Origin of the sequence: Dokdonia sp. Asnod1-B02, from assembly GCF_045063955.1 — a bacterium.
Taxonomy (GTDB): domain Bacteria; phylum Bacteroidota; class Bacteroidia; order Flavobacteriales; family Flavobacteriaceae; genus Dokdonia.
Map to the genome: position 1 here is coordinate 753,896 of NZ_JBEFNW010000002.1, position 25,523 is coordinate 779,418.

18 protein-coding genes are annotated in these 25,523 nt (G+C 37.7%); 9 read left to right on the forward strand and 9 right to left on the reverse strand.

Annotated features, from left to right (window positions below; all coding sequences use genetic code 11):
* Positions 1-36: 36 nt before the first annotated feature.
* Positions 37-1,362: an aspartate kinase gene (locus tag ACJJVU_RS03495; protein ID WP_405222330.1), complete on the forward strand. Its 1,326-nt coding sequence runs from the start codon at positions 37-39 to the stop codon at positions 1,360-1,362.
* An 84-nt stretch (positions 1,363-1,446) separates the two neighbouring features.
* Here the strand turns inward: ACJJVU_RS03495 and ACJJVU_RS03500 are convergent, their stop codons facing one another.
* Positions 1,447-2,739 (reverse strand): aminopeptidase P family protein, encoded by a 1,293-nt coding sequence (locus ACJJVU_RS03500; RefSeq protein ID WP_405222333.1) that lies wholly within the window; start codon positions 2,737-2,739, stop codon positions 1,447-1,449.
* Between the two features lie 213 nt (positions 2,740-2,952).
* Here ACJJVU_RS03500 and ACJJVU_RS03505 point away from each other — a divergent pair, with 213 nt between their 5' ends.
* From ACJJVU_RS03505 to ACJJVU_RS03520, 4 genes are all read left to right on the forward strand, one after another.
* Positions 2,953-5,823 (forward strand): WD40/YVTN/BNR-like repeat-containing protein, encoded by a 2,871-nt coding sequence (locus tag ACJJVU_RS03505; RefSeq protein ID WP_405222336.1) that lies wholly within the window; start codon positions 2,953-2,955, stop codon positions 5,821-5,823.
* Between the two features lie 398 nt (positions 5,824-6,221).
* Positions 6,222-6,890, forward strand: a complete 669-nt coding sequence (locus tag ACJJVU_RS03510; protein WP_108877161.1) for a succinate dehydrogenase cytochrome b subunit — start codon at positions 6,222-6,224, stop codon at positions 6,888-6,890.
* A gap of 11 nt (positions 6,891-6,901) precedes the next feature.
* Positions 6,902-8,914 carry a fumarate reductase/succinate dehydrogenase flavoprotein subunit gene (locus tag ACJJVU_RS03515; RefSeq protein ID WP_405222339.1) on the forward strand — a complete coding sequence of 671 codons (2,013 nt, stop codon included), beginning with the start codon at positions 6,902-6,904 and terminating at the stop codon, positions 8,912-8,914.
* A 7-nt stretch (positions 8,915-8,921) separates the two neighbouring features.
* Positions 8,922-9,668: a succinate dehydrogenase/fumarate reductase iron-sulfur subunit gene (locus ACJJVU_RS03520; protein ID WP_108877159.1), complete on the forward strand. Its 747-nt coding sequence runs from the start codon at positions 8,922-8,924 to the stop codon at positions 9,666-9,668.
* A 267-nt stretch (positions 9,669-9,935) separates the two neighbouring features.
* Here the strand turns inward: ACJJVU_RS03520 and ACJJVU_RS03525 are convergent, their stop codons facing one another.
* Both ACJJVU_RS03525 and ACJJVU_RS03530 read right to left on the reverse strand, forming a co-directional pair.
* Positions 9,936-10,088, reverse strand: coding sequence for a hypothetical protein (locus ACJJVU_RS03525; RefSeq protein ID WP_013751007.1), 153 nt, complete (start codon positions 10,086-10,088; stop codon positions 9,936-9,938).
* Between the two features lie 286 nt (positions 10,089-10,374).
* Positions 10,375-12,615 (reverse strand): inorganic phosphate transporter, encoded by a 2,241-nt coding sequence (locus tag ACJJVU_RS03530; protein ID WP_405222343.1) that lies wholly within the window; start codon positions 12,613-12,615, stop codon positions 10,375-10,377.
* A 321-nt stretch (positions 12,616-12,936) separates the two neighbouring features.
* Between ACJJVU_RS03530 and ACJJVU_RS03535 the strand changes: the two genes are divergently transcribed.
* A complete protein-coding gene (locus ACJJVU_RS03535; RefSeq protein ID WP_041295652.1) occupies positions 12,937-13,302 on the forward strand; it encodes a toxin-antitoxin system YwqK family antitoxin in 366 nt (121 codons plus the stop codon).
* A 94-nt stretch (positions 13,303-13,396) separates the two neighbouring features.
* Here the strand turns inward: ACJJVU_RS03535 and ACJJVU_RS03540 are convergent, their stop codons facing one another.
* Both ACJJVU_RS03540 and ACJJVU_RS03545 read right to left on the reverse strand, forming a co-directional pair.
* Positions 13,397-16,231, reverse strand: coding sequence for an outer membrane beta-barrel protein (locus tag ACJJVU_RS03540; RefSeq protein ID WP_405222346.1), 2,835 nt, complete (start codon positions 16,229-16,231; stop codon positions 13,397-13,399).
* An 84-nt stretch (positions 16,232-16,315) separates the two neighbouring features.
* Complete coding sequence (locus ACJJVU_RS03545) at positions 16,316-17,578, reverse strand: hypothetical protein (protein ID WP_405222349.1); 1,263 nt, start codon at positions 17,576-17,578, stop codon at positions 16,316-16,318.
* A 247-nt stretch (positions 17,579-17,825) separates the two neighbouring features.
* On the opposite strand from ACJJVU_RS03545, the gene dgt reads away from it, so the two are divergent.
* On the forward strand, positions 17,826-19,157 hold the full coding sequence (gene dgt / locus ACJJVU_RS03550; protein ID WP_405227459.1) for a dGTP triphosphohydrolase: 1,332 nt from the start codon (positions 17,826-17,828) through the stop codon (positions 19,155-19,157).
* Between the two features lie 53 nt (positions 19,158-19,210).
* On the opposite strand, the gene ACJJVU_RS03555 is transcribed toward dgt, so the two are convergent.
* A complete protein-coding gene (locus tag ACJJVU_RS03555; RefSeq protein WP_405222352.1) occupies positions 19,211-20,974 on the reverse strand; it encodes a 1-deoxy-D-xylulose-5-phosphate synthase in 1,764 nt (587 codons plus the stop codon).
* Between the two features lie 53 nt (positions 20,975-21,027).
* Here ACJJVU_RS03555 and ACJJVU_RS03560 point away from each other — a divergent pair, with 53 nt between their 5' ends.
* Entirely contained in the window at positions 21,028-21,477 is a 450-nt protein-coding gene (locus ACJJVU_RS03560; RefSeq protein WP_108877153.1) for a nucleoside deaminase, read from the forward strand.
* 60 nt (positions 21,478-21,537) lie between these two features.
* Here ACJJVU_RS03560 and ACJJVU_RS03565 read toward each other — a convergent pair whose 3' ends face one another.
* A complete protein-coding gene (locus tag ACJJVU_RS03565) occupies positions 21,538-22,308 on the reverse strand; it encodes a TIGR03915 family putative DNA repair protein (protein WP_405222355.1) in 771 nt (256 codons plus the stop codon).
* Between the two features lies 1 nt (position 22,309).
* Positions 22,310-23,596 (reverse strand): putative DNA modification/repair radical SAM protein, encoded by a 1,287-nt coding sequence (locus ACJJVU_RS03570; protein ID WP_405222358.1) that lies wholly within the window; start codon positions 23,594-23,596, stop codon positions 22,310-22,312.
* Between the two features lie 169 nt (positions 23,597-23,765).
* Between ACJJVU_RS03570 and ACJJVU_RS03575 the strand changes: the two genes are divergently transcribed.
* Entirely contained in the window at positions 23,766-24,725 is a 960-nt protein-coding gene (locus ACJJVU_RS03575; protein WP_405222361.1) for a carbon-nitrogen hydrolase family protein, read from the forward strand.
* Positions 24,726-24,786: 61 nt separating this feature from the next.
* Here the strand turns inward: ACJJVU_RS03575 and ACJJVU_RS03580 are convergent, their stop codons facing one another.
* The gene (locus tag ACJJVU_RS03580; protein WP_405222364.1) at positions 24,787-25,410 is read right to left on the reverse strand and encodes an ExbD/TolR family protein; all 624 of its coding nucleotides are present in this window, start codon (positions 25,408-25,410) and stop codon (positions 24,787-24,789) included.
* Between the last annotated feature and the right edge of the window lie 113 nt (positions 25,411-25,523).

Below are 25,523 nucleotides of genomic sequence, written 5' to 3' on the forward strand. Positions count from 1 at the left end.
CTAACTCTGAAATACTTTTACCTAAAAATAACACGTATGCAAGTTTTAAAATTTGGGGGTACCTCCGTTGGATCTACAGAAAATATGATCTCTGTAAGACATATTATTGATACGACAACTCCTAAAATAGTAGTGCTTTCTGCAATGTCTGGTACTACAAATGCTTTAGTCCAAATTGCAAATGCCGCAAGAGCTTCAAATCTTGCCGAGGCAAATGAGCTACGCAGCAGCCTGCAGTCTAAGTATGACGATGTAGTAGAGCAGTTAATTACAAATAAAAGGCTAAAACCTCTTGTAATAGGATATGTAGATGAGATTTTTGCAGAGATAGAGCGACTTTCATCAGAAGATTTTAGTGATCAAAAAGCCGAGGCAATTGTAGCGCAAGGAGAATTACTTTCTACTTTTATATTTTGTCATTTCCTAGAGCAAGAAGGGCTTAAAGCTGTTTTGTTACCTGCGCTAGAATTCATGCGAATTGATAAAGAACATGAGCCGGATCAATTTTATATCGCACAGAATTTACGTCGAGTAATTGAGCAGACTGATGACAGTGTTGTGTATATCACCCAAGGTTTTATATGCCGCAATTACTACGGTCAGATTTCAAACTTGCAACGTGGAGGAAGTGATTATACAGCAACTATAATAGGAGCTGCAATACAAGCGAGTGAGGTGCAGATCTGGACAGATATAGATGGCTTTCATAATAACGACCCTAGGGAAGTTGAGAAAACAAAAGCTATAGGTGCACTCTCTTATGATGAGGCGGCAGAGTTGGCTTATTTTGGAGCCAAAATTTTGCACCCGCAAACAGTGCAGCCATTACGAGAGGATCGTATACCGTTAAGACTTAAAAACACGATGGAGCCAGATGCCCCTGGCACAGTGATTACTCATAGATCTGAAGGGGAAGGGATAAAAGCAATTGCTGCTAAGGATGGAATTACAGCGCTCAAAATAAAATCTAGTAAGATGCTACTAGCGCATGGATTTTTAAGTAAAGTGTTTGCAATCTTCCAGCGCTATGAGACATCTATAGATATGATTACCACTTCAGAAATTGCGGTGTCACTCACGATTGATGATACTACGCATCTTGATGCCATACAAGCAGAGTTGTTACAATTTGCACAAGTGGTGGTAGATAAAAATCAGACTATTATCTGTCTCGTAGGTAATGAGGTAAACCGCCATGCAGATACACACAAGTTATTCCAAGTACTCCAGGATGTGCAAGTGCGCATGATTTCTTACGGAGGAAGTGATCATAATATATCATTGCTAGTCGCAACAGAAGATAAGCGTAGCGCTCTAGAGCTTTTGCAGCGTTATGTATTTTCTCTTCCCGTAGCAAACTAAGAAGTTCCTTTGATTGTAAAAGCCCGTTTTCATTATGAAAACGGGCTTTTGTTGTTTGGTAGCTTTCGCGAAAGCGTACTTATTTTACTTATTCATAAGATCTTCAATCTCCTCAACGGTGATAGGAATGTCACCCATAAGATTTACTGGAGCTCCATTTTCTTGGATTACCAGATCATCCTCTAGACGTATCCCAAAACCTTCTTTAGGAATGTATATTCCAGGCTCTACAGTAAACACATTGTTAGCTTGCATAGGTTCGTGTAGCAATCCGTAATCATGAGTATCAAGACCAATGTGGTGAGAAGTACCGTGCATGAAATACTTCTTATAAGCAGGCCAGTCTGGATTCTCATTCTGTACATCTACCTTGTCTAGTAAGCCTAGACCCAATAACTCAGAAGTCATTAGTTTGCCTACCTCTACGTGATATTGCTCCCACATAGTGCCAGGTACAAGCATTTTTGTAGCCTCATCTTTTACGCGTAGCACTGCATTGTAAACATCTTTTTGTCTATCAGTAAACCTTCCGTTTACAGGGATTGTCCTTGTCATGTCACTCGAGTAGTTTGCATACTCTGCACCTACATCCATTAATATAAGTTCTCCATCTTTACACTGATTTTTATTTTCAATGTAATGAAGCACGTTTGCACTATTACCAGAAGCTATGATTGGTGTGTACGCAAACTTCTTAGAGCGATTGCGTAAGAATTCGTGCATGTACTCTGCTTCAATCTCATACTCCCAAACTCCAGGTTTTACAAACCCAAGCACGCGACGGAAACCTTTGTTAGTAATATCACAAGCTTTCTGCATTAGATCTAGCTCGATAGGATCTTTTACAGAACGTAAGCGCTGTAAGATTGGGTTACTTTTTGCAACACTATGTGCTGGGTATTTTGCTTTCCACCGTTTTGTAAAACGATCTTCTCTTGTCTCAAGTGCTACAGACTGGCGATAGTGTTCATTAGTGTTTACATATACAGTATCTGCATACGTCATAAGCTCTCCAAAAACTTTTTCTAAGTCTTGAAGCCAGAAAACTGTTTTAACTCCAGAAGTTGCTAGTGCTTTTTCTTTTGTGAGTTTCTCTCCTTCCCAAACTGCGATGTGATCGTTAGTCTCTGTTAAGAAAAGGATCTCGCGATATTGCTCTTTAGGACAGTCTGGAAATAGAACAAGAATAGACTCTTCTTGATCAACGCCGCTTAAATAAAAAATATCACGGTGCTGCTCAAAAGGAAGGGTGGAGTCTGCGCTTACTGGGTAAGTATCATTACTATTAAAAACAGCGAGACTTTTAGGCTTCATTTGAGCCATAAAGTTCTTGCGATTTTTTATAAAAAGGGTATTATCTATTAAGTCGTATTTCATAATTGTGACCTTTTGCGGTGTATCTATTATTCATTAATCTACTATTGTAAAAGTACAAATTTGGATACGCTTTCGCGAAAACATGCTATCAATACTTCCTATCTATTACCTTAATAATGCCTACTATTCGTAATGACGTGTTAAACAAAAACCAAAAGTTTTCTTAAAATAAGTCCTTTCCGTATTTTCATTGCCTTATAAAATCCAAACCAAATGAAATTACGTTATTTCCTTGCCTCAAGTGCGGTTCTTTTTGCACTTACTAAAGGGCAGTCACAACAACCAGCGACCTCGATACAATTACAAGAACAGGCAGTGCTTCAAAAAGAGCAGTCGCTTAGTAATAGTATTGTAAAAAACATACCTTTTGAAAACATAGGGCCTTCGGTAATGAGTGGTCGTATTGTAGATATTGCAGTAAATCCAGATATGCCTTCAGAGTTTTATGCAGGCTATGCAAGTGGTGGTTTATGGTACACTAATAATAACGGAACTACTTTTACTCCGGTAATGGATAATGCGCCTACGCAAAATGTAGGAGAAGTTACTGTAGACTGGAAAAGCGGAACTATATGGGTAGGTACTGGAGAGAATAACGCCTCTAGATCTAGTTATGCGGGTATCGGATTATTAAAATCTACAGATAAAGGTGCAACGTGGCAAAATATGGGACTTATAGATAGTCACCACATTGGACGTATTTTAATAAATCCGTCTAATCCAGATGAGGTTGTCGTAGGAGCGCTAGGTCATCTATATTCAGAAAACGAAGAGCGAGGAATTTATAAAACAAAGGATGGTGGTGAGACCTGGAAGAAAACCTTATTTATTGATAATAAAACGGGAATTATAGATATAGATAATGATCCGGCTAACTTTAATTTGATGTATGCCTCGGCATGGCAAAAGGATCGCAAAGCGTGGAACTTTGAAGGAGCGGGCGCTGGATCTGGAATTTATAAGAGCACAGATGGTGGAGATACGTGGCAACAGCTCACTAATTTTCCATCTGGCGATGGTGTTGGTAGAATAGGGATTGCAGTATACGATGAAAATACAGTGTATGCTGTGCATGATAGCCAATTTCGACGTGAGGGTGAGGGAAAAAAATCATCTTCAAATAAGTTAGAAAAAGACGATTTTAAAACAATGTCTAAAGATGCATTATTAGTACTAGATGACAAGAAACTAGATGATTACCTAAAGCGCAATGGTTTTCAAGAAAAATATCGTGCTGCAAATGTGAAATCTATGGTGCGTCAAGGAGATGTACAACCAGTAGATCTTGCCACGTACTTAGAAACTGCAAACACACAAATGTTTGATACACCTGTAGTAGGAGCAGAGGTGTATAGATCTAATGATGGTGGAGCAACTTGGAGTAAGACCCACGAGGGATATATAGAGGATTTGTATTACAGCTACGGGTATTACTTTGGAGAGATTAATGTAAACCCATCAGATGCTCAAGATATTTACATTTACGGTGTGCCTATTGTAAAGTCTAAAGATGGCGGAAAGACGTTTACAAGTATCAATGCTCCTAACGTGCACTCAGATCATCACGCCCTGTGGATTAATCCTAAAAATGAAAATCATCTTATTAATGGAAACGATGGAGGTATAAATATTTCATATGATGATGGTGCTAGCTGGATAAAGGCAAATGATCCATCTGTTGGTCAGTTTTACTTTATTCAAGTAGATAATGAGGAGCCTTATAATATATATGGAGGATTACAAGATAATGGTGTGTGGGTAGCTCCTAGTACTGCACAAGAAAGTAGAGGCTGGTTGCAAAGCGGGCAGTATCCTTGGGAAAGTATCATGGGTGGTGACGGTATGCAAGTTCAAGTAGATAGTCGTGATGCAAATATTGTGTACACAGGATTTCAGTTTGGTAACTACTTCAGGATTAATCGCGAGACGGGAGAAAATAAGCGATTTGATATAAAGCATACACTAGGAGAGAAGCCATATCGTTTTAATTGGCAAACGCCTATTTTACTAAGTTCTCATAACCAGGATATTTTATATCTAGGAGGTAATAAACTCATGAGATCTATGGATCAAGGTGATAGCTGGACTGCAATAAGCCCAGACCTTACACATGGCGGTAAGCCTGGTAATGTGGCTTATGGAACTCTTACTTCAGTTTCAGAGTCTCCTTTTCAATTTGGGTTGATATACACAGGAAGTGATGACGGTAAGATTTCGGTTACAAAGAACGGCGGTAGTGATTGGCAAGTGATAAGTAATACATTGCCTAAAGATTTGTGGGTATCACGTGTCGTGGCTTCAGAGCATAAGAAGGAGCGAGTATATGCTACCTTAAATGGATATCGCTGGGATGATTTTGCAACATATATCTATGTATCTGATAATTACGGACAGACATGGAAGAATATTTCGGCAGGGATTCCTATGTCTCCTGTTAATGTGATTATCGAAGATCCTGTAAAAGAAAATATCATTTACGTAGGTACAGATAATGGTGCTTACGTGAGCATGAATGGCGGTGAGAGTTATAACGCTTTCGCGAAAGCGGTATCAGATAAAACCACTGCGCCACTACCGGCAGTAGCAGTTCACGATATGAAAATACAGAAAAAAGCAAATCACCTATTACTAGGAACGCACGGCCGAAGCATATACAGAGCAGATCTAGCACCTATACAGCAAGTAAATACAGGGGCAAATGCTCAAATATTTGACATTGCTAGTGTAAGATCAAGCGGGAGATGGGGCAATAGTTGGAGCAGCTGGTCTGAACCAAACGAGCCAAATGTTGCAATCAATTACTACACAAGCAACGCAGGTAAATTTTCCATGGTCATTAAGGATGCAGAGGGGAAAGAAGTGCAACGAGTAGCATTACTACCTTCGGCGGGACTTAATGTGTTTAATTACGATCTTTCTATAGCAGAAAAAGGGAAGAAGATACTTGAGAAGGCAAACTCTTCATTAGACATACAGAAAGCCAAAAGTGGTAAATATTATCTCCCAAAAGGAGTTTATACAGTTTCCCTTGATGGTGGAGGAGGTAATAGTAATGCAGCGCGAACTACCTTAGAGATTAAATAATATAATTAGACAAGATTTTTTAAAACCCTGTATCTAGTGTACGGGGTTTTTAGTTTTAAAAAGACACTGAATACCGAAGAGATGATGTAATCCTTGGTTATGTAACGTCTTTTTATAAGTTTATAATGTCATAGTAAATCTGACTGAAATAGGTCTTTTTGATTGAATTTACGCTTTCGCGAAAGCGTAAAAATTTATAAATCTCTCTTAAAAGTTTTCAATAATATTGAAAATGTTGAACGTAAAATGATGTTTTTGCAATGTCTAGCTTTTAGTGTTGAACATAGTTGTTGTTTTTCTTATAATCATTCTAAATAATAGCAATGCTTTCCTTGTATAGTTGCCAAAACAACGTTTGCGCCGTATTTTTGTATAGATTATTCCAAACCAAAAATTAAATGAGCGGATTATTAAAATCTTCGATTGGCCGAAAGGTAGCCATGGCGCTATCAGGTCTTTTTCTAGTTGTCTTTTTAACACAGCACTTTGTAATTAACAGTACAGCGGTTATTGCGCCAGATACATTTAATGCGTGGTCGCATTTTATGGGGTCTAACCCGTTAGTACAATATGGATTGCAGCCTGTACTTATATTCGGAGTGGTTTTTCACTTCGTGATGGGGTTTGTGTTAGAATTGCAAAACAGAAAAGCACGTCCAGTAGGATATGCACAGTACAAAGGAAGTGCAAACGCACCTTGGACATCTCGTAACATGATTCTTTCGGGACTTGTGGTGCTTGCTTTCTTAGGGCTTCACTTTTATGACTTCTGGATTCCAGAAATGATTCATAAATATGTAGAAACGCATCCAGAAGATCCTACAAGATATTATGCAGAGACTGTTCACAAATTTGAAAGCCCTGTACGTGTAGTACTATATGTGATTTCTTTTGTGCTACTAGCACTTCACTTATGGCACGGATTTGCATCGACATTCCAGTCGGTAGGATTTAATAATAAATACTCTGCTGGACTTTCAAAGTTTGCTAAAGTTTGGGCAATTACAATACCTGTAGGATTTATAATTATTGCAGTATACCTGCACTTTAATCAAATTCCTCACTAAAAAATAAAGCTATGGCATTAGATTCTAAAATACCCCAAGGACCACTAGCTGATAAGTGGACTAACTATAAAAATGAAATTAACCTTGTAAACCCTGCAAACAAGCGTCTTATTGATGTGATTGTAGTAGGTACAGGTCTTGCCGGAGGATCTGCAGCAGCAACGCTTGCAGAACTAGGCTATAACGTAAAAGCTTTTTGCTTTCAAGATTCTCCACGTCGTGCGCACTCTATTGCAGCACAAGGAGGTATTAACGCAGCAAAGAACTATCAAGGTGATGGTGACTCTACCTACCGTTTGTTTTATGATACGGTAAAAGGTGGTGATTACCGATCACGTGAAGCAAACGTTTATCGTCTTGCTGAGGTTTCTACAAACATTATTGATCAGTGTGTAGCACAAGGAGTTCCTTTTGCACGTGATTATGGTGGTTTGCTAGATAACCGTTCTTTTGGTGGTGTACTTGTAAGTCGTACTTTTTATGCAAAAGGACAAACAGGACAACAATTACTACTAGGAGCATATTCTGCTATGAACCGTCAGATAGGTCGTGGTAAAATAAAAATGTATAACCGTCACGAGATGCTAGACGTCGTAAAGGTAGATGGTAAAGCTCGTGGTATCATTACTCGTAACCTTGTTACAGGAGAAATAGAGCGTCACTCTGCACACGCAGTTGTGTTAGGAACTGGAGGTTACGGAAACGTATTTTACCTTTCTACAAACGCAATGGGTTCTAACGTAACGGCAGCATGGAAAGCACACAAACGTGGTGCTTACTTTGCAAATCCTTGTTATACTCAGATACACCCTACATGTATACCAGTTTCTGGTGATCACCAGTCTAAGTTAACGCTTATGTCTGAGTCACTACGTAATGATGGTCGTATATGGGTGCCTAAGAAAAAAGAAGATGCCATCGCAATACGCGAAGGGAAGAAGAAGCCTACAGAGCTTAAGGAGGACGAGAGAGATTACTATCTAGAGCGTCGCTACCCAGCCTTTGGTAACCTAGTGCCACGTGATGTAGCATCTAGAGCTGCAAAAGAGCGTTGTGATGCTGGTTTTGGAGTAAACAAAACTGGAGAAGCAGTATACTTAGACTTTGCTAGCGCAATCGAGCGTTACGGTAAGGAACAAGCATATGTACAGCATAAAGATGCAAATGATAAAGCGGTTGTAACGGCATTAGGAACAGAAGTGGTACGTAACAAATACGGAAACTTATTCCAGATGTATGAAAAGATTGTAGATCAGAATCCATACAAAACACCTATGATGATTTACCCAGCGGTACATTATACAATGGGAGGATTATGGGTAGATTATAACTTACAGACTTCTGTAGAGGGATTATATGCGATAGGAGAAGCAAACTTCTCAGATCACGGCGCAAACCGTTTAGGAGCTTCGGCTCTTATGCAAGGTCTTGCAGATGGATATTTTGTATTACCATATACAATAGGTGACTACTTATCTCATGATATACGTACAGGACCTATACCAACAGATACTCCAGAGTTTGAAGAAGCAGAGCAAAACGTGCGTAAGCAGGTAGATGCTTTAGTAAATAACAATGGAACAAAATCTGTAGACTACTTCCACAAGAAGTTAGGTAAGATTATGTGGAACAAATGTGGTATGTCACGTAATGCGACAGATCTACAGAGCGCCATTGATGAGATTGCAGAACTACGTAGTGATTTCTATAAAGAAGTACGTGTACCTGGAGGACAGAATGAGTTTAACGAAGAACTTGCAAAAGCACTTCGTGTAGCAGATTTCTTAGAGCTAGGTGAGTTATTTGCAAAAGATGCATTAACACGTAACGAATCTGCCGGTGGACACTTTAGAGAAGAGTCTGTTGAGCTAGATGGACCACAAAAAGGAGAAGCACTTCGTGATGATGAAAACTTCACATTTGTATCTGCTTGGGAATATAAAGGAGCACCTAAGGATGCTGTTCTTCATAAAGAAGAACTAGAGTTTGAAAATATTGAGTTAAAACAAAGAAGCTATAAATAAGAAGACGATGAAACTAACGCTAAAGGTATGGCGCCAGAAAAACGCCACAGCTAAAGGAAGCATAGTAACGTACCCAATCGATGGTATCGATGGAGATATGTCTTTCTTAGAAATGATGGATATGCTTAACAATAAGCTTATCCTCGAAGGAGATGAACCTGTAACATTTGATCACGATTGTCGTGAGGGAATTTGTGGTTCATGTTCTATGTTTATTAACGGTGAGGCGCATGGTCCAGATAGACTTGTAACTACTTGCCAATTACACATGCGTAAATTTAAGGATGGTGATACTATCACTATAGAGCCTTTTAGAGCAGCGGGATTCCCTGTTATAAAGGATCTTATGGTAGATCGTTCTTCTTTTGACCGCATACAGCATGCTGGAGGATTTATCTCTGTAAATACTTCTGGTAACACACAAGATGCAAACTCGATTCCTATCGAAAAGGAAAATGCAGACGACGCTTTTGCGGCGGCTACATGTATCGGTTGTGGTGCGTGTGTTGCAAGTTGTAAAAACTCTAGTGCTATGCTATTTGTAGGAGCAAAGGTGAGTCAGTTTGCATTACTTCCACAAGGAGAAGTAGAGGCAACTACTCGTGTTCTGAACATGGTAAAGCAAATGGATGAAGAAGGTTTTGGTAACTGTACAAACACTGGTGCTTGTGAGGTTGAGTGTCCTAAGGGAATATCTCTAGAAAACATCGCACGTATGAACCGTGAGTACCTTTCTGCTTCACTAAAAGGATAATTTATATTCGCTTTCGCGAAAAAGTTATAGATAATAAAAAGCCCGAATTCCATATGGAATTCGGGCTTTTTTATGTTTTGCATTCTTGTTCAAAAGGTTTGATTTCGATTGGATTAGGGGTAAATACCCCGTTAATTTTTAATAAATGAGGTGCATATTTGCTATGTATAAATCCTCAAAATCATAATTATGAAAATTACAATCATTATTATTGTGTGTATCCTTTTAGCAATCGCATTTATACCTTAGAATTTCCGTTTAAATATATTATAATCCTAACGCAAAGTAAGTAGCTACCACTGCAATGATTAGGATTACTAATGTTATAATTATAAAAGTCGCGCCAAAGCGTGTCTTCTTATTATCTTGAAGTAAATACTCATCTGTTGGATCTTTTTCGTCCTTAACTATATCTGCCATACTATTAATTTTTGGTTAGATGATAATATTAAGGATTACTGCTGCTATTTCATTTTGTCTTAAGTAAGATTAACAGACGTTTTTAGTAAGCTTTAACGCTTTGAGCCGTTTTTAGGTGTTATCCGACTACATTGCCTTACTTAAATAATAAACAAGCCTTAAATCAATTGATAATGCCTTTTGCTGGTTATGATTACGCTTTCGCGAAAGCGTATCTACATCACAAATAAAAAATGCCAGAAACAAATAATGTTTCTGGCATTTTGGTATACATGTGTGATACACTTTATTTTGATCTTTTGTGCTCTGTGTTATAGAGTTCAAGTAAGTTCATAATCTCTTCTATAAGATCTTTAGTTTCTAATAATAGACCAAAGTACAAGGTGGTATTTTTAGGACTAGACTCTTCAGATCGTGTGCGCTCTACTTGCTTCTGAATCTTATCTGTTACGTGACCATAAAGCTCTTGTTTTCTTCCTAAAAGCTTCTCTATTTTGTTGTAATTACGGTCTTTAAAAGCTTGAGCTGTTTCTTGTAAGAAGTCACACAGCTTGTTGTCTATTTCTTGTAAATCTCTAATTTGATTAAAACGTAGCGGTTTGTGATTATTGTTAACGTGCTTGTAACTCACTTTTGCTATGTACTCAAGCGATTGAGTGATATCTTCAAGATATCCCAATATCTCTATGTAGAAGTTTGATCCTCGTACACTTGTTTCCTCTAGGTTTTTAATGAAATAGAAAATATTATTGCGCAACTCATCTATCTCTTCATTAAGTTTTTCGACAGTGGCTCTGCTCTTTCTGAGGCTTCCTACCTTATTTTTAGCAAGACCCTTTAGAGTTCCTGTATAAATTTTGTCAGTACGAATAATCGTTTTTGCAATGTTATCAGCGCTTTCTTCGATGATACCAGAAATGGTTTTACTTTCTGCTTTACGAAGATCTTCTTCAATTTTTGCTTCCTTATTTTTCTTTTTAGTAGATAAATAATTTCTTACCAGCATGGCAATAGCAAGGAAGAATAAGCCTATGATGGCAATATTCCCTCCTAGATACATTAAGTATGCTAGAATACCTGCCGCCGTAAATGCGCTAAATGCTGTCAAGAACCATCCGCTTATTACATTAAGAACACCAGCAACTCTATAAACAGCGCTTTCTGCTCCCCAAGCACGATCTGCTAGGGAAGTACCCATAGCAACCATAAAAGTAACATAAGTTGTAGATAATGGAAGCTTAAGTCCAGTAGCTACTGATATAAGAACACTCGCAATTACAAGATTTACTGCAGCTCTCACCATATCAAAAGCGGGTGCTTCTGATGCTTTTGTGTGGATTACAGTAGATGGTTCAAAGCTCTTGTTTATGCTTTGGCGCAGCTTTGCAGGGAGTATTTTATTAACACCATTATTTGCAATGATAACTCCACGTACTAAGTGTTGTGAAACCCAGTTAGGCTTAAATCGCTCTTTCACCTCATCTTGACGTGATAAATCTACAGAGGTTTTTACAACGCGTCTTGCTTTTTTACTAAACCACAATGTAAGAACCATGATTAAACCAGCAACCAGAAGTAAAATAGGTTGTGTAGGTACTTTTTCGGCAAGCTGCTCCATGCTGAATGCACTTGGTAATATTCCAGAACCAGACCAAGCTATAAATGAATTATAGGCAGCCATAGGAACGCCTATGAAGTTTACTAAGTCATTACCAGCAAAGGCCATTGCGAGCGCAAAGGTTCCTAAGATGATAACAAGTTTGTATATATTTTGTTTAAGAATTGCATGAAACACCCAAGAGACTACGGTCCAAAGAATAAAGTTAGCTCCTAAGAATTGGATTAGATGATCATTTGCCCAGCTACTAAACTCAGGTGGTAAAATATTTGCTCCTTTTAATCCTTTAATAATTATAAAGTATGAAATAGATGAAACTGCAATACCTCCAAAAACAGCAGCAATCCAAGATGGTTTTTTCTCAAAATTGAAAGTCAAGAGGAATCTTGTTAAAAACTGTATAATGGCTCCAATAGTAAAGGCGATAAAAACAGAGAGTAGTATACCTAATATAATCTCCGTTGCCTTATCTGTATTTATATATTCACCTATCTGGGCAAGAGAATCACTATTGTTTGATATTTTAATAATGGACATAACCACAGAAGCTCCAAGTAGTTCAAATACTATAGAGACCGTTGTAGAGGTAGGCATACCAAGGCTGTTGAAGATATCAAGCAATATAATATCTGTAATCATGACAGCCATGAAGATGATCATAATCTCATCAAAATAAAACTGACTAGGATCAAAAATCCCTTTCCTAGCAACCTCCATCATACCACTAGAGGAGAGCGCGCCAAAAGCGATACCCACACTAGCCACAATCATCACTGTTTTAAAAGTAACTGCCTTAGATCCTATTGCAGAATTTAGAAAGTTTACTGCGTCATTACTCACTCCGACTACCAAATCTGCAATTGCAAGAATTGCCAACGCAGCAATCATAAAAATGTAAATATTTTCCATAAAATGTAAGCTGAAAAGCCAAGGTGGCAAAAATCTTAATTAAAAAAAGATTAAGCGTTATGTAAAGGTTATATCGAGCGAAAGATAATAACTTTTTACGTTGAACTATAATGCAAATTTATAGTATTCGCAGTACACTAGCAGCTTGTGAACAATAAAGAGATGTAGATTAAAATGTGATTTAAAACAAATTTAATCCATTGTAAATCAGTGGTTTATGAGTCTAATGTTAATTCAATGTAAATAAAATGTTATGTAAAAGTTTGTTTTATGTAAATTTTGTGTTACATTTATATCATAGAAAAATTAAAATCCCAAATTATGAAAAAGATAATGATGATAGCAGTTGCATTTTTAATGGTTGTTTCAATGCAAGCTCAAGAAAAAAACAATAAGCCTACATATGTAGAAGTAGGAGACCTAGTTAAGGCAACTTTATATTTTGATAATGGTGAAGTTAGTCAAACAGGTTTTTATACTAAGGAAGGACAGGTTACTGGACAATGGATTAGTTATAACCGTGATGGAGATAAAACTGCCAAAGCTCAATATGACAATGGAACTAAAGTAGGTACTTGGTTCTTTTGGTCAAGTGATAAACTAACTGAGGTAGACTATCAAGATTCACGAGTAGCTTCTGTTAATACTTGGAAAAATGAAGGTTCCAAAGTAGCTAGTAATAGATAATAGCGCTTTCGCGAAAGCGTAAAACGATACTAATAAAAAAAGGTCTCCAATATGGAGACCTTTTTTTGTGGCTAATTTAGATAATAATAGTTCATTAGAACTTAAAGCTATAGCTTAAGCTAAAATCTTGTCCAGGACTCCACTTAGAGTATAACTGATCTTCTGCTTTGTAAGATTGAAAAACACTCTCACGATCATCATTAAGTAAGTTTCCTGCTTTAAATGTGATTGTTTGATTTTGATCTTCTCCAAATGACTTTGAAATATTGAATTTTAAGTCATTAAAAGGAAGTGTATATACATCTGCAATTTCTCCTGCTCCTACAATTTGAAGTGTTTTACCTTGAACATTGTAAGACAGACTTGATTTCCATGCAGAATCTTCAGATTCGAAAGCAATACCAGCATTTAATAAAAATGGTGATTGTCCTTGTAAAACTCTTCCAGAGTCAAGAGTTTCTCCATCTCTCAGTAAGTTTTCTCTCAACAATCTCTCGTCTTCATTGTATGTTTCGTCAGACTCAATAATAGAGTAGTTTACATTTAGCGAGAAGTTGTTAAGTCCTATAAAATCAAGGTTTTTACGTAGCTCAATTTCTGCTCCTATTACATTTGCATCTCCTAAGTTTCGTGGTGTTACCTGTCCCGTTGCCTCAGCAAAAAATGTTAGTTCAATAGGGTCTTTGAAGCTTTTGTAAAAACCACTAATTGCTGCAAAATCTCCTATGTTAAACTTCTTATCACTAGCCCCATAAATCTCATATCTTAGGTCTAAGTTGTTTATGTAAGTAGGCTGTAAATTTATATTACCTATAAAAAGTTCGTTTTCAATAGGATTAAATATTTGTGCAAGTGAAGCTTCTTTAAATGAAGGGCGTGCTGTAGTTCTAGAGTATGATGCTCTAATCTTTTTATTCCCATCCTCGTTAAGATCAAAAATTAAATTTGCAGAAGGAAATAAATCTGCTTTATCTAAGATTCTTTCGTCATTAAAAACATTTCCTTGTTGATCTTGTCCCGTATAAATCAGGTCAAATTTTTCAAAACGTAATCCCACAATTGCTGTAAACCATGAAGCAGGTCTAAGTTCTTCTGATACGTATAATGCACCTACATTGATATTTGAATCGTACTGATCATTATCATTAGAATCTCTTCTCACAAAGAAACCACTATCAGAATCTGGATTATATATGTTTTGTCCTAGTATTGCATTAGGGTCTCCGTTTAAAAGAGCGCTATTGAAGTTTCTAAAAGGTGTTGCAAAACGTACTGTTTTGAAATCACGTTGCTTGTAAGTATATGCCGCACCAAATTTCAATTTTGCATCCTTTGCAAATAGTTCATGTTTGCGGGTCACATCTAATTTACCAGCTAGGTTTATCTCATCAAGATTTCTGAAAAAACGTGAAGCATCACCAGATTCACTCGGGCTTATTGTAAAGCTCCCATCTTCATCATTAACTAGAAATGGAGTTGTACGGAAGTCCTTATCGTCTACTCTTGAAAAAGTAGGAGATAGTTTCCACTCCGTTGTCCAAGTGGCATCTTCATTAGTGTGTTTTCCACTTAAAAGTACATTTGTAAGAGCGCGTTCTGTATAAATTAAGATGTCCTTCTTAATGGTGTTACTGTTGTCTATTCTGTTAGTTTGACTAAGTAGTGAAGCACCAGATTCACCATTTTGAATGTGTAGTACGTTAAGGCGGTATTTAGAGTTGTCAGTTTTATAAGACAATCCACCTAGTGCACTTATAAGAACATTGTTTTCTCCTCTTTCACCTTGTTGTGTTCTGTCTGTATTTAGTTCAAAAATGCTTGCATCGGTATCTTTTCTAAAACGTTGTCCATCTACATAATCATCATAATACGTGGTTTCATTACGGTAAGAAACAGAAGCAAGGTATCCAAGTTTGTTATCACCTACATCATAAGAGTTTCCTGTAGTAAAAGATAAGTTGAAGTCTGCCCCACTGTTTTCTCTCTGTGCAGCTAGTACAGGATTAAGTCTACCTGCTAGAAAAGAAGCAGTGTTAGGCGTGTTTGTAGGAAAGTCAAATACCTGATTTTCATTAAAAGGGTTAGTTCGCTGTCCATTATCATAACCTAGAAAATCTGTTCCACTAGATTCGTTACTTATGTAGCTATCATTAAAGTGAAAATTAGGATTATAGCCAAGGCCTATAGAAGCACTAGTTTCTTTTCCGTTAGGGATGTCTTTAGTAACTATATCAACTACACCACCAGTAAAATCTGCTGGTTGATCTGCTGTAGAGGATTTTACAACGATAATATTCTCCAAAATTGAAGAAGGGAAAATGTCAAGTTGTAGTGTGTTTCTGTCTGGATCAAGTCCAGGTACATCTACACCATTGAGTATGGTTTTTGTATAACGATCGCCTAGACCTCTTACATATACATACTTTCCACCCTGAACAGATACTCCAGGAATGTTCTTTACTGCAGCAGCAACATTACTAGCGCCACTTTTTTTAATACTCTCTAATGACAATCCATCGAGCAACTGAACCGATTTTTTTTGAAGATTTAAAACTGATTGCTCTGTATTTTGACGACTAGTAGATGTGATGATAACTTCGTCTAATGATGCTCCAGATAATGTGACATCAAGATTTGTAGTATTATTTTCAGTGACAATCACCTCAGAAATTTGCTGTGTATTATATCCAACAAAAGAAAATTCTATGACATAGGTTCCAGGAGCAATCTCTAGAGTGTATTTCCCATCAAAGTCTGAAGTAGTACCCTTTGTTGTTCCTTGAACAATAACATTTGCAAATGGCAATATGTCATTGAGCTGTCCATCATTAATAGTACCAGCGATAATTCCCGTTTGAGAATTTGCAGTTATTGCAGACAGTAAAAGTAAGAGTGAATATAAAACGGTTTTCATTATGTTATAATTCATAAGATTGCCCACCATTAATGGCGGGCAATCTATATTATTGTATAGTTTGTATGCGTGTGGGATGTTAAAGCCCCTTTGTATTATTTAGTCAATTACACCAGATGTAGTTGCTGCAGCAAATGTCCAAGCAAATACAGTAAGATCTGCACCTCCAGTTGTTCCAGCTGTTGTCCAATCTGCAGCTTGATCTGTAAATGATGGAGAAATAATAGTTTCTTCACCGTCTCCAGTTTTTTCAACAAAAATTGAATTTGCAGGAGTAACTCCTTCTACGATCCAGTTTGTAAATGAAATTAATCCACTAATGTAGTTTTGAGCAACTCCATTATTATCTAATTCTACGTCTTTACCATCTTGGAATCCTGTTACAAAAACATTGTTAGTTGCTCCTTGTGCACCATCTCTATAGTCTGCATATTCTCCGTTTGGAGCAGTTGCACTTCCTATTAGCGTAATGTTGTTAAGTGTGAAAGCACCGTTTAAAGATCCTTCTGGTCCATCTATTTCTAAAGCGTGATCAGAGATATCTCCAGCAATTACAACTGCATTTGTTACAGTTCCTGCATATGCTTGGTCAATGTCAAGACCATCATCTCCTTGAGCCCAAACTAAAAGGTTTGAAGCATTAACAGTACCTCCAAAAAATTCGATACCATCATCTACATTTCCTACAACCTCTACGTGATCGATAGTAGTTCCTGTTCCTACACCACCTAAAGTAAGTCCGTTAATTTCGTTTCCTTCTCCTATTAAAGTCCCTCCGTGACGGATAGAAACATAAGTAATAGTTCCTGAGTCATCTGCTGCATCAGTACCTCCATAAAGACCGTTAGTATCACTAGCAGGTATTCCTTCAATTTGAGAAGCTTCTACATCACCATCCTCAGAGATAGGTGCGTTACCTAATACGATAAGTCCTCCCCATAAGCCACGAGTGTTTTCATCAAGAGTTCCTTCTGTTTGTCCTAACTGTATACCATCTGCACTAGATGTCATAATAATTGGAGCAGTAGCTGTTCCATTTGCTTCTATTTTTGCATCACGTGCAATAATTAAAACAGACGCATTTGCTTCTTGACCTGCAAATGCTTTAATGATTGTTCCTGGCTCTATTGTAAGCGTATTTCCAGCTGTTACAATAACACGCCCATCTAGTTGCCATATAGCGTCATTTGTTAATGTCATGTCTTCTGTGATGTTTCCAGAAAGTGTAGTGTCTACGCTATCTGTATCATCACCTCCTCCAGTTCCAGGAACTTCAGTTACTACGATAGGTTGATCATCATCACTTGAACATCCCGCTAAAATTCCACCTAATAAGGCTAGACTAAAAATTAATTTTTTCATGTTGGTTTTCGATTTGATTGTCATTTAAAATCTTCGATGCAAAGATGCTAGCATTATCTTTTTTTGAAGTTACCTCATTGTTATAGTTGCATTAGCTTCTTGTAATTTTAGTGTTATCTCAACGTTAAGACTGTTATGCAATTCTTTAGGTGTCATGTTTTTTACGCTTTCGCGAAAGCGTAAACCAATCAAAAAAAAGTAGAAAAAGACTATCTTTCCCCTTGCTAACAAAGGATTGAAAAAAATGATGCAATGGGAACGACTGCTTTCACTTAAGAGGCAAGGAGATACAAACAAACGCCTTCGTGCCGAACAAGACGAATCGCGACTAGGTTTTGAAGTAGATTATGATCGTATTATATTTTCTTCGGCTTTTAGAAGTTTACAAGACAAGACGCAGGTAATCCCTTTATCTAAAACTGATTTTGTTCATACACGACTCACTCATAGTCTTGAGGTCGCTGTTGTAGGAAGATCATTAGGGAGGCAAGTAGGGAAGCAGATTCTAGAAAAATATCCACACCTTTCTGAGGTACACGGTTATAAGATGAATGATTTTGGGGCAATTGTAGCTGCCGCTGCACTAGCACATGATATTGGGAATCCTCCTTTTGGTCACTCTGGGGAAAAATCTATTGGTGACTATTTTAAAAATGGTGGAGGTAAGCGATTTGAAGCAGAGCTCACAGATAAGGAATATCAAGATCTATGCACATTTGAAGGAAATGCAAATGGATTTAAAATATTAACGGAATCTCGTCCTGGTGCAGATGGAGGTTTAAGACTTTCATATGCTACTTTAGGTACGTTTATGAAGTACCCAAAAGAATCGCTCCCACACAAACCTACAAAGCATATTGCAGATAAAAAATATGGTTTCTTTCAAGATGATAAAGCCTCTTTTCAAGATGTAGCCGAAGAACTAGGTCTTATCCAGACTAGATCAGGAAATGATATAAGCTACGCGAGACACCCACTTACCTTCTTGGTGGAAGCGGCAGATGATATTTGCTATACCATCATAGATTTTGAAGATGGTATTAACTTAGGTCTCATTCCAGAAGAATATGCTTTAGAATATCTTATAAAACTTGTTCCTCATATAAATAGTTCTAAATATTCTGCACTTACAGATAAAGCGGCAAGAGTAGGTTATTTAAGAGCACTCGCAATAGGAACTCTTATAGATGAAGCAGTTGCTATTTTTATGAAAAATGAAGAAGCTATCCTAGAAGGAGTATTTGATAAGGCATTGCTGGATAAATCTAAATATGAAGCGCAAATCAATGACGTTCTCAAAATAAGTATTTCAAATATTTATGAGAGTGACGAGGTGATTTCAAAAGAAATAGCGGGTTATGAAATTTTAAACACTTTATTATCTGCAAGATGCAATGCAATTACAGCAACGCCCACACATTATGACAAGCTTGTTTTAAAGCTGTTTAAAACAAGGTCAGAGGGTGATTATACTTCGTATCAAGAACTCCTAGAGATTTGTAATCAAGTGTCTGTTATGACAGATAGTAAGTCTGTTAAAATATTTGAGCAACTTCAAGGAATGAACATTAATGGGTAATACTTAAGCTTAAGACTTTAGAATCGGCAGACTCATATAGTCTGCCGATTTTTTTATGCAAGATTTTTAAGAAATCTTGTGATTGCGTTTACAGATATTCCAGCTTCTTCATATTGCTCTTCTACGGTGGCATGTTCTATAAACGCGTCTGGTATTCCTAGGATGGTGAGTTTACCTTTGTACGCTTTCGCGAAAGCGTAATCACCCACAACACTACCCAGTCCACCTATTTTTGAGCCATCTTCCACAGTAACGATATGATTGTATTTTTCAAAAATCTTGTCTAATAAGTCGGTGTCAATTGGTTTTAAAAAGCCAATGTCATAAATACCGCATTCATTTTTAGATTGTTCTACTGCTGCTATAACATTCTTTAGAATGCTTCCTATACTTATAATGGCAACATTTTCACCTTGCTGAATACAGTGCCCTTTGCCTATTTCAATCTTTTTAAAAGGAAGCTGCCAGTCTATATGAATCCCGCGACCTCGTGGATATCGTATGGCAATAGGGTGATCTAATCCAAGCTGTGCTGTATATAAAATATTGCGAAGTGCAATCTCATCACTTGGAGCATATATAATGAGATTAGGAATGCAATTGAGATATGCTAGATCAAAGACACCTTGATGAGTTCCGCCGTCTTGCCCCACGAGGCCAGCGCGATCTAAACAAAAAATCACAGGTAGATTTTGCAGCGCCACATCATGAATAATTTGGTCGTATGCCCGTTGTAAAAAAGTAGAGTAAATGTTGCAAAAAACTACCATTCCCTCTGTAGCCATTCCTGCGGAAAGGGTTACGGCATGTTGCTCTGCAATACCTACGTCAAACGCACGATCGGGAAAAGCAGCAATCATGTACTTAAGGGAACTTCCTGTAGGCATGGCAGGTGTAATACCTATAATTTTTTTGTTAAGTGTTGCGAGCTCCACAATGGTATGCCCAAAAACATCTTGGTATTTTGGAGGCTCTGCTATTTCCTCTTTTTTTACTCTAATACCAGTAATGGCATCAAATTTACCAGGAGCATGATAGGTGATCTGTTCCTGTTCGGCGAGGGCTAGTCCCTTTCCTTTTGTGGTAATTACATGTAAGAATTTTGGACCTTTTACTTTTTTAAGAGCATCTAAGGTTTCTAGTAGTTTAGGTAGATTATGACCGTCTACTGGGCCAAAATATTTAAAATTAAGCGCTTCAAAGATGTTGTCTTCTCTAGCAGTGCCTTTCTTTACATTAGTTAGATACTTTTTAAGAGCTCCCACACTTGGGTCAATTCCTATAGCATTGTCGTTAAGAATCACTAGTAGGTTAGCATTAGTTACTCCGGCATGATTGAGTCCTTCAAAAGCCATTCCGCTCGCTATAGAGGCATCTCCTATTACTGCTATGTGATGTCTATCTTTTTGACTTTTTAATGTTGCAGCCATCGCCATACCTAACGCTGCAGAGATGGAAGTGCTACTGTGACCTGTGCCAAAGGTGTCATACACACTCTCCATACGGTTAGGAAAACCACTTATGCCGCCCTTTTGCCTGTTAGTATGAAAAACATCTTTACGTCCAGTTAGTATTTTATGTCCATAAGCTTGGTGACCCACGTCCCAGATAAGATTGTCTTCTGGGGTATTGAATATATAGTGTAGGGCAATTGTAAGTTCTACAACTCCCAAACTAGCACCTAAATGTCCTTCCTTAGTTGCAATAACATCAATAATAAAACGACGAAGCTCTACGGCAAGTTGGGGTAGTTGCTCTTGCGTCAATAGACGCAAATCGCTCGGTGTTTTTATAGTATCAAGAATACTCTCTGGCATGTTACAAAGGTACATCTTGAATATGTATTTTTATATTATTAAAAACAGGATACATGCTAGAACCTTATGATGATGCTTACTTTATGAAGAAGGCTTTGCAAGAAGCGCAAGCCGCTTTTGATCAAGGTGAAATCCCTGTTGGTGCCGTGGTGGTAATTGATAACATGATTATTGCCAGAGCACACAATCTCACAGAGCGCTTGACAGATGTAACCGCACATGCAGAGATGCAAGCGATTACAAGTGCTTCTAGTTTTATAGGTGGTAAATATCTTCAGCAATGTACGTTGTATGTTACTTTAGAACCTTGTCAGATGTGTGCTGGTGCTCTCTATTGGAGTCAAATCGGGAGAATTGTTTATGGTGCAAAAGATTTGAGGCGTGGTTATGATGTGATGGGTACCACCTTACATCCTAAGACAAAGGTAGAAAGCGGAGTGCTCGCTCAAGAGTGTGAAAGTATCATGAAGCGCTTTTTTGTAGATAAGCGCAATCTCAATTAGGAATACAGTACTGTTTTTATAAGTACTAGTTCCGCCTTCGCGAAAGCGTAATTATCCAATCTACGGCTGCTTCTCACTTAAATACTTCCAGTACCTCTTAGGTACATGTTGTAAGTGTAATCTCATGTTTTTACGAGACGGAATGTTAGTGCTTTTAAAATAGTTTTTCCATAAGTCTTGATAGTGCATTTCATCATGTGTGAAGTAAAATGGCGCAGCAAGACTACTATTAATATCATTTGAGATTTCAAGCTGCACATAGTTGACAGTCTTTAAATCATAAAAAATCCCATAATTTCTACAGCGATCATAGATGAGCCACTTCTGATCTGCATATCTATTTTTAAAGTGGATGGCATTGAGTGGTAAGGTGTCAAAATCTGGTTCTACCTCTGCAAAATATACATTATCCTTAGTGAGTCTAAACCGGATAAAGGCATCCATTCTGTGCTTTTCTCGCCCTACAATTTTAACCAAGTTGGTAAGTCTCAAAACGTCGATATCTGCAAAGTTGTCTGTTACATTTTCGCCTTTAAATCCCTTTTTAATGATACGTAAAAGTACTTGCTCTCTATCTGATTGCTCACTTAAAAACGCCTTGTAAATGAGGTTTCCAGCCTTCTTTCCTATTTTATCTTCAATACCTTTCCACACACGATCAGATTTTGCTTGATCTGTGTAAATTGTGTGTTCTTCATCAAAGAAATTTACGGTGACTAGTCGCTCGCTTACAATTTTCACTCGTATAGGTTTGCGGTCATAAACTTCAAATACTGCAGTGAGAAAACCTTCGAAAGTTCCATCATAGATGTATTGATCTATCATTCCCATCTTACGACACAGTTACATTTGCATTAGATTCAAAAAGGTTAAGTTGGCTGCTGTAAGCACCTCGCCATTTACTAGCAGATGTTCCCATGATTAAACTTTTAAGTTGTGCAGCGGTACGGTCTTTCGTCTCAAATTGTGAAGAAGCGCAAACGAGAAAATACTGAGCGCGATTCATAGAAATGCCTATAGCCTTTAGATGTTCCCAGCCTAGTTTTCGATATCTACGAGCGTTAATAATTTTATCTACAGAGCGCATTCCTACACCAGGAATGCGAGCGAGCAATCTGCGGTCTGCATGATTTACATCTACAGGGAAATGCTGTAAGTTGCGTAGTGCCCAACTTAATTTTGGGTCGATATCTGTTTCAAGATTAGGATGTTCTTTGTTAAGTAATTCTTGTATGCTAAATCCATAAAAACGCAATAGCCAGTCTGTTTGATACAACCTATTTTCTCGTAACATGGGCACATCTGTACCTATAGAAGGTAATCGCTCGTCATGACTTATAGGGATGTATCCAGAGTAGTACACCCTTTTCATCTGGAATTCTTTATAAAAGTATGCGCTTGTGTACATGATTTGTGCATCTGTCTCGCCCGTAGCACCTATAATCATTTGGGTGCTTTGTCCGGCAGGCGCATATATAGGAGTACTTTTTATAAGCTTCTTCTCGCTTTTATACTGTATGATTTCATTTTTCACTTTACGCATAGGCTTGATAAAGTCTTCGCGCTTTTTATCTGGAGCAAGTAATTTGAGACCTTGCTCGGTGGGTATTTCTATATTTACAGAAAGTCTATCGGCATAAAGTCCTGCTTCTCTCATTAACTCGTCGCTTGCTCCAGGAATAGATTTGAGATGGATATAGCCATTAAAGTTTTCTTCAAGACGTAGTTTTTTTGCAACAAGAACTAGACGCTCCATCGTATAGTCGGCATTTTTAAAAATACCGCTACTTAAGAATAGGCCTTCAATATAATTTCTACGGTAAAAGTTGATGGTGAGATCTACTACCTCTTGCACTTTGAAAGCGGCACGTTTTACATCATTACTTTTGCGAGTCACGCAATATGCACAGTCAAAAATACAATGATTAGTAAGTAAGATTTTCAATAGCGATACACATCGTCCATCTTCTGTATAGGTATGGCAAATTCCCATGCCACTAGAATCTCCTAGGCCTTTATTTTTATTTGCACGCTTACTGCCGCTAGAAGAACAAGACACATCATATTTTGCAGCATCTGCGAGGATGTTGAGCTTTTCTTTAATACGTTCAAAATTCATAGCAATAGGATTTAAAACAAAATTATGGAATAATTCCTAATATATGGACTGTGTCTCAAATTTTGTGAATGGTATTGAAAGAAATAAGTACGCTTTCGCGAAAGCGTAACCTCATGAAGCCGACTACTATTTAGTACTTTTAACATCATCACTTTTTTAAACTATACATATGTCACAGCCTAATCATTTAAAAGTTGCTCTTGCCCAAATTGCTCCCGTCTGGGGTAATAGGGAAGAGACGATTAAAAAAATAAAAATCGCCATTCAGGAAGCCGCCGAAAATGAGGCAGAACTCATTGTCTTTGGAGAAGGGTTATTGTCTGGATACCCTTATTGGTTATCACTCACAGATGGTGCGGCATGGGATACAAAAGTGGTGAAAGAACTACATGCACATTACGCACGAAATGCGGTTGATATAGAGCGTGGCGATCTAGATGAAATATGTACATTATCGAAACATTTCAATATTGCAATATATCTTGGAATAATTGAAAAACCAATGGATAGAGGAGGGGCAAGTTTATATTGTTCTCTAGTTTATATCAATCAAAATGGAGAAATACAATCTGTGCATCGCAAATTGCAACCTACCTATGACGAGCGATTAACTTGGGCGCCAGGAGATGGTCACGGTCTAAAAGTGCATCCCCTTAAACAATTTACTGTAGGTGGTCTTAATTGCTGGGAGAACTGGATGCCTTTACCACGTGCTGCTATGTATGCACAAGGTGAAAACTTGCATATTGCCGTATGGCCAGGAAGTGATTACAATACGAAAGATATCACACGATTTATTGCCAGGGAATCTCGTAGTTATGTAATCTCTGTGTCCAGCAGAATGGCAATCGCTACAGACTTTCCGGAAGATACCCCTCACCTTAATGAAATTTTAAAATGCGCTCCAGAGCGTTCATCAAACGGTGGTTCTTGTATTGCAGGGCCGGATGGCGAATTCATCTTACCTCCAGACATTGAAACAGAAGGTAATATATATCACACCTTAGATTTTAATAGGGTGTATGAGGAGCGTCAAAATTTTGATCCTTCTGGGCACTATTCCCGTCCTGATGTAACAAAGCTTACAGTTAACAGAGAACGTCAAAGCACGGTAACCTTTAATGACTAATTGAAAACGGCAGAAATCACTTGAAGATTTCTGCCGCTTTTTTATTGTTTGAATACGTATTTTAAATCCTTAACTCTTTTGAAGTCTCTGCCTCTGAGATAAGCATTGGGAACATAGCTCGCACTTGTTTTAATTGAGCTGTTTTTTTTAATACATCACCTTTGTAAGTGCCATTCTTTACGGCCTTATCTGTAGCTGTAAAGTCAATGCCAAATAAGCGTTGTGCTTCTCTATTTCTTAAAAACTCATAAGCACTTGAAATCTCATTTTGTACCGCGATATACGTATTGTAGTTTGTTAGTCTATCTGGCGAAATAGAGATTACAGCTTTCTGAGGGTTATCTGACGAGAGTAGGTCTCTACTGCCATTGCAGTAGTCACAATATTCATCTTGACCTGATGGAATGCCGCCGTTATCAAGAAAGTCAATGGTTAATTGTCTTAAAGCTTCAAGCGGTATACGTTCATTTTCTACCATTAGCATATTATCTGCGTTCACAATGATTTCAAAGAGGTTTTTGTTTTTGATAGGAACCTCGGTGTTGTCTTTAATCGCTGGCGGGAGTTGCCGTGCGATGCCTTTGTCTTTTTCTATAGTTGTGGTAACCAAGAAAAAAATAAGCAAGAGGAAGGCAATGTCTGCCATAGATACTGCATTTACTTCGGGAGTAGTGCGTCTTCTCATAATGTATAAAGTTTTAAAAATGTTGAACAGTTTGGGAGAATCAAGTTCTGTGCCAGTAGGCTGTTTTTTGAAAATGGAGAATGTCTAAGCTTTTAGCGAGTGTGTTTTATAAG